General features: G+C 44.3%; 6 protein-coding genes and 1 pseudogene. 3 read left to right on the forward strand and 4 right to left on the reverse strand.

Annotation, left to right across the window (positions count from 1 at the left end):
• Positions 1 to 13 precede the first annotated feature (13 nt).
• The 4 genes from PLA23_RS09590 to PLA23_RS09605 form a co-directional block, all read right to left on the reverse strand.
• A complete protein-coding gene (locus PLA23_RS09590; RefSeq protein ID WP_324475019.1) occupies positions 14 to 1132 on the reverse strand; it encodes a DUF373 family protein in 1119 nt (372 codons plus the stop codon).
• Positions 1133 to 1190: 58 nt separating this feature from the next.
• A complete protein-coding gene (locus PLA23_RS09595) occupies positions 1191 to 2051 on the reverse strand; it encodes a coiled-coil protein (RefSeq protein WP_324328175.1) in 861 nt (286 codons plus the stop codon).
• A gap of 508 nt (positions 2052 to 2559) precedes the next feature.
• On the reverse strand, positions 2560 to 3729 hold the full coding sequence (gene ftsZ, locus PLA23_RS09600; protein WP_324328173.1) for a cell division protein FtsZ: 1170 nt from the start codon (positions 3727 to 3729) through the stop codon (positions 2560 to 2562).
• Between the two features lie 19 nt (positions 3730 to 3748).
• Positions 3749 to 3919, reverse strand: a complete 171-nt coding sequence (locus PLA23_RS09605; protein ID WP_324328170.1) for a ribbon-helix-helix domain-containing protein — start codon at positions 3917 to 3919, stop codon at positions 3749 to 3751.
• Positions 3920 to 4107: 188 nt separating this feature from the next.
• Between PLA23_RS09605 and PLA23_RS09610 the strand changes: the two genes are divergently transcribed.
• From PLA23_RS09610 to PLA23_RS09620, 3 genes and pseudogenes are all read left to right on the forward strand, one after another.
• Complete coding sequence (locus PLA23_RS09610; protein WP_324328169.1) at positions 4108 to 5112, forward strand: pyridoxal phosphate-dependent aminotransferase; 1005 nt, start codon at positions 4108 to 4110, stop codon at positions 5110 to 5112.
• Positions 5097 to 5669, forward strand: a complete 573-nt coding sequence (locus tag PLA23_RS09615; protein WP_324328167.1) for an NTP transferase domain-containing protein — start codon at positions 5097 to 5099, stop codon at positions 5667 to 5669. Before PLA23_RS09610 ends, PLA23_RS09615 begins: the two co-directional genes overlap by 16 nt.
• Before the next feature lie 38 nt (positions 5670 to 5707).
• Positions 5708 to 5930, forward strand: a pseudogene (locus tag PLA23_RS09620) (TIGR00300 family protein); the annotation flags it as partial.

The following is a 5930-nucleotide window of genomic DNA, read 5'->3' on the forward strand; positions in this document are numbered from 1 at the left end:
CAGGGAATAATAATCAAAGAAAGGTAATTGACTCTTCCTTCTTTTGTGCCCAAACTGAAATAGAGTGCTGCAGGATGATACCGACAAATGCACAGACCAGACCACCAATTGCACCCTGAATGATATAGGTGATACCAAGATCCTGCGTTATCGGAAATTGGGAGAGATTCAGGTTCGACAGGGTATAACTCATTCCGCCAAAGGCAAGAACACCAATTGCGCTGATAAAGTATGAAAAAATCACTGCGCGTGAGAGACTTTCCCGTTCATAGAGGAAGCTGTCAATAATCGATCCAAGTGATGTGGTTATTGCCGCAAGGGTAAACCATGCAACAGCTCCCCAGAGGAAGATGATCGCCATGGGAAATATTCCACTCCCGTCCCAGTAGCTGGTAAGGGCCGATGTCCCTTCCATAACTCCGATGATAGCAAATATTAACCCACCTATATATGTTACAAAGGAGAATCTTCCCCGGTAAAGGGTTGATTTCAGGTCTATCAGTTCACTTCTGACGACTTCATCAAGTGAAAAGCCCTTGTATAACAGATATCCTCCAACACAACCAGCGATCACCATGGTAGCGATTTCAGGTCTGTTCACCGCATAGCTGATTGCATAGAGCATGAGCGTAAGACCGGGAAGAACAAGGACTATTTTTGATATTTTTGGATCACTGATCAGTTTTTTCAGGATATAATAGGTCCCCTCAAGGTTGGGCATCTGGGATACGATAACACGCTGAATAGAGCTGACAGTGATTTTTCCCTGAATAATCGGGAGAATATATTCATCTTCGCCTCCATCGGTTACAAGAATACACTGGTTACAGCCGGTCTGTGTCACTACTTCATCCAGCAACCGTGCAATTTTCCGATCTCCCTCAATGAACCTGAAGTGGTTCCCCCCGATTACTGCAACTTCTGCCTCTTCGCCATCAGCAATCAGTTTATCATATGTTGAAACTGCCTGAAAAATGGCATTCACATCTGAATCTTCTGGATCAGCAAGGGCCAGGCGTACGGCAGCATCAAGACAGGCTAATCTACCAATAAGCGGACTGTCAATAGAGGCTTTAAATCCAATATCATCATCGCGGTCGATATTGAGGACTAATGTCCTGATGAAACCCATTACAATGATATTGGTTGCTTCCCTATAAATGACTTCTTTGAAAAAAAGAAAAAATAGATTATAAAAGTCTTGAACGCTGAAGAAGAAGCAGGTCTTCGGTGGTGAGTTTTTCTCCGGCCTTAAACTGTGAGAAGATCTGCTCTGCCTCTTTTCTGACTTCCTTCTGTTCTTTTGTGGTCTTGACTTTTTTATTTTTCTTACGAAGACCGCCAATTACCTTATCATAATCGCGGAGTTCCTTCTGACAGGCGATGAAGAGTTTGTGTTCGTTGTCCGCAGCTTCCTGAGCTTCTACAAATTTTTTATGTGCTTCATCAGCCTTTTCCCGTGAGGCATCGGCCTTGCGGTAGCATTCCACCATGAGATCATGGTGTTTTTGAGCATCTTCCGCAAGCTGAGTTACATGGTCATGGATCTCGGAGGCCTGCCTGCGAAGATCCTTTGCGAGCGTTATCTTCTCTCTTATCTCTTTGTTCTGTTCAATTTCAGCTTCCTGCTCGCGAAGCTGTTCCTTTAAGGCCTTGATCTTTTCAATGAGTTCACGTTCTTTTTCCGTTGTGAATACTTCAGTCTGTTGTCTGAACTCAAGGTGTTCAATCTGTTTGTGAAGTTCCTTGATACTCCGGCTTTTTATACCGCCATGTTCCTTCTTGAAAGCATCAATCTCTCCAAAAAGGACATTTGCCTGTTCATTCAGCTCGTTTCTCTTATCCTTTAATTCCTGAACTTCCTTATTGAACTGATCACGTAGTTCCTTGTGCTTTTGTGCTTCTTCAACGAACTCTCGGGTCTGGTTGTTTAGAGTATTCCGCTCCCGTGCATACTGACTGGCAAGAGCATTATACTCATTCCTTTTATTCTTGTGTTCTTCAGATCCCGAGATCGTAACTTTTCTTTTATCAATCAGTTCATTCAACATCTTTTACCAATCCTCGCATTAAAAGGCACGTCTGGTATCCCCTACCGGTGCGAGAGATGGGACATACGTAAGAGCAATACGTAGTATGTACAAAAGGACGTGTGAAAACGGGCAGAATCAGAGATAGATAACGGTTCAGGCGTCTTTTCAGGGATGCCCGCCACCCGAAACAGGTGGAATAACATTCATCTGTTCGACTACAGTTCTTGTTCGCTACACGATCCACGTATGTTCGACTCCCAATACCAAAAGGCTCCGTAACAAGAGACCCATCGTTCATGAAATCGCGAAGGGATCCTGTGTGACCTTCTACTATTAAGAAGACAACATCATTTTTATAATTAATGTCTCATGTGATCTTTCAGGAGAATGAAAAACGCTTTTTGAGTATCCTGAAAGCAGGGGCGATCACCCTGGTACCAAGAGAATCTTAAAATAAATTTCGGTGAATAAACCCGAAAAAAGAGAACAATATTGAGGTCTATGGCAGTTGTGTTCTGGCTTTCGGTTACATCCACATAATGTCAGGGCCGCTGGCATAATCCATTGCAGCGGTGACTGAACGGGGTTTTATTCGCGCAAGGTCAGGAGATTTCGGATACCGGATCTGTTCTTCAATTCTGTCAAGTTTTTCCCGGTAGGGTTGTTTTGGCTTGGCGATGGTGTCACCATTTTTCACACCGGTCATGATAGCAAGGACACGAACCTTTCCTTCCATATCTGAGCGGATACGGGCTCCCCAGATCACATCTGCGTGTGGATCAAGCTCATATGTCAAAGAGGAAGCGATCTCTTCAGATTCTATGAGCGTCAGATCACTACCGCCGGTGATGTGGATCAATGCCCCGGTTGCACCACGATAATCAATGTCAAGCATCGGGTTTGAGAGACATTCACGAACAACAGATTCTGCTTTATTCTGTTGTTTGGACTCTCCGACGAGCATAGTAGCGACTCCACCTTTACTCATGATTGCCCGGACATCAGCATAATCTATGTTAATGAGTGATGGTTCAGTGATGGTTTCAGTGATGCCTTTTACGGTTTCACCAATCAACTGGTCCATAACTGAGAATGATTGTGCGAGCGGAAGGTTTGGAACAAAACTCTTGAGCCGGTTGTTGTCAAGAAGAATGACTGAGTCGCATGCTTTTGACATGGCCTCAAGACCATCCTCAGCTCTGATAAGTCTGGCTTTCTCAACATCAAATGGATAGGAAACCATACCGACTACAATAGCCCCCTGCTCCTTTGCGATCTGCGCGACTGCCGGTGCAGATCCGGTTCCGGTACCCCCACCCATGCCTGCAGTAATAAAACAGAGATCAACAGACTCAAGAAGACTCTCTAATGTTGGACGAGCCATCTCTGCTGCTTTGCGGCCGATTTCCGGATACCCTCCTGCTCCAAGACCCTTTGTCAGACTTTTTCCAATAAGAATCCTCTTGTCTGCCTGAATCATGTCCAGGTGCTGCTTGTCGGTATTGATGGCTATCGTCTCTGCTCCGGAAACACCCATGTGATGAAGTCGGTTAATGGTATTGTTTCCAGCCCCACCGCATCCGATGATGACGATACGTGGTTGTCCGTCGATATCATCATCAAAATTCTGCGATATATTCTTGAGTTCTTTTTCACGTTCCGCGTTGATGACTGCGGCATTGATGATACTCTGCATACTTTTATCCCCCTCACGTCTAAAATGACAGTTGATCACTGTCAGCGAGCACTCTGGTTGCCCGCTTTTCGATGAGCATACGTACAGCATCCCTGATAGCCTCGGAGACGGTGGGAAATTCACCCGCCTCAACCATCTTCTCCAGCGTCGAAATTTGCTGTTCAGGCAACCGGATGGTGATTCGCTTCATACTCAGCCTCATGATCTGACATTTGTCGGACATATGTCTGCCACTCGTCTGACACAGAGGTGACAAAAGTCAGACACAACGAGATAAAGAGAATACCATTCATAAATAGATAAATCTTTCGATTTCTCCGAGGTGAAAATAGATAGTTGTAAACAATCAGGTGTTCATGAATAGGAAAGAGTTGTCAGATGAGATATAAATCTGAACATCGTGCTGTTCATGGGGGCAGAGGGAAATATATTACAGGAACGGAAAGAGAACTTCTTGATTTTAGTGCAAATATCAACCCGTATCCACCAGTACTGGATTGTTCCATTCCATCTGACGCATTGAGCAGGTACCCTGATGATGAGTATAGTTTATTAAAGAAGACCATTGCCCGTCATCATGGATGTAAACCGGAACATATCACCGTCGGGAATGGATCGGTGGAAGTTATCAGGACATTATGTCACACGGTTCTAGACCGGGATATGACATATTATGTCCCGAATCATACATTTGCCGAGTATGAACTGTCTGCACGACTTACCGGTGCCAAAAGAAGTGCAGATGAATTAAACTCAAACCTCTCATTTATCTGTAATCCTGACAATCCATCAGGTGTTCTGCTCTCAAAAGAAAAAATATTGAGCAGATTATCTGAATTTAACCCGGATCATATTCTCTGTGTTGATGAAGCGTTCATTGATCTCTCTGATCCGTCACAATCCCTTTCAGACATATATAAAGAGGGTCTGTTCATTCTCCGATCATTAACGAAGAGTTTTGCCATTCCAGGTATCAGATTCGGGTATGGAATTGGGGATCCGGATCTGATTGCTGCCATGGAAGTTATGCGCCCTCCATGGACGGTGAATGCTTTGGCTGAAAGTGTTGCACTATCAGCCTTTTCAAAGTACGATGATCTGGAATACTCCCGTAAAATGATTCAAAAGGAAAGAATCAGACTTATGAATACTATTGAAACCTGCGGATGGTCGTGTTCAAAAGCACATGCTAATTATATACTTATTGAGACCGGCAGATCATCTGCGTATATTACAGAACTTTTCTGTAAATTCGGGATATTAGTTCGGGACTGTAGTTCATTCGGACTTCCTACCTGTATTCGAATCGCTGTCCGGACAATTGAGGAGAACGATATCTTTCTTGAGGCTCTTTTGAAGGTTATAGCATGTTTGCGCTCATAATGGCTGGTGGCAGAGCATCACGCCTTGGCATGGGTGAAAAAGCACTGGCCCGTGTTCATGATAAACCACTTATATCTTATGTCCTTGACGCGGTACAAGGAGCTGATCTTGAACCGGTAGTAATCGTCTCTCCACTGACACCATATACCCTGAATTACTGCAGGATACATGATATCCTCTGGGTTTGTACTGATGGAAACGGATATGTTGAGGATATCGGCCAGGCAGTCCGTGAACTGGATATTACAGGGCCCTTTCTGACGATTTGTGCAGATCTCCCTGGCATTACTGTGGATCATATCAAAACAGTGTTAAAGATATATGCAAATGCCGAATGTCCGGCATGTTCAGTCTGGGTTCCCTGTGAGAAACCTGGATCCGGTACTCTTCCGGGAATACCTGTCGGAATGAATATTCTTACGGGAAGTATGATCGAAGAAGAACAGAAAGAGATTCAAATCATGATCGAAGATCCTCTCCTTACCCTGAATATTAACACCCGGGAGGACCTGAATGCAGCAGAACAGGTGCTTTCAAAAAATACAAAGAAGGTTTAACCAACGCTCATATAGAACCGGCATCAAACGTTGTAGGTATGATTGAATCCCGGGAGGTCGAACTCGACGGGCACATTATTGACTCGGGGATCATGGAACATGTACTGGACTCCATCCTTGATATGGGTGGAGATTTTGAGATTCTTGAGTTTACTGTAGGAAAAAGAAAAACAGATACGAGCTATGCCAGAATTCTCATTACCGGTACCGATAGTGATCACCTGGATGCCATTATCAGTACTCTCCATCGGCATGGTGCAC

The organism is Methanospirillum sp. (assembly GCF_035406105.1).
Taxonomy (GTDB): domain Archaea; phylum Halobacteriota; class Methanomicrobia; order Methanomicrobiales; family Methanospirillaceae; genus Methanospirillum.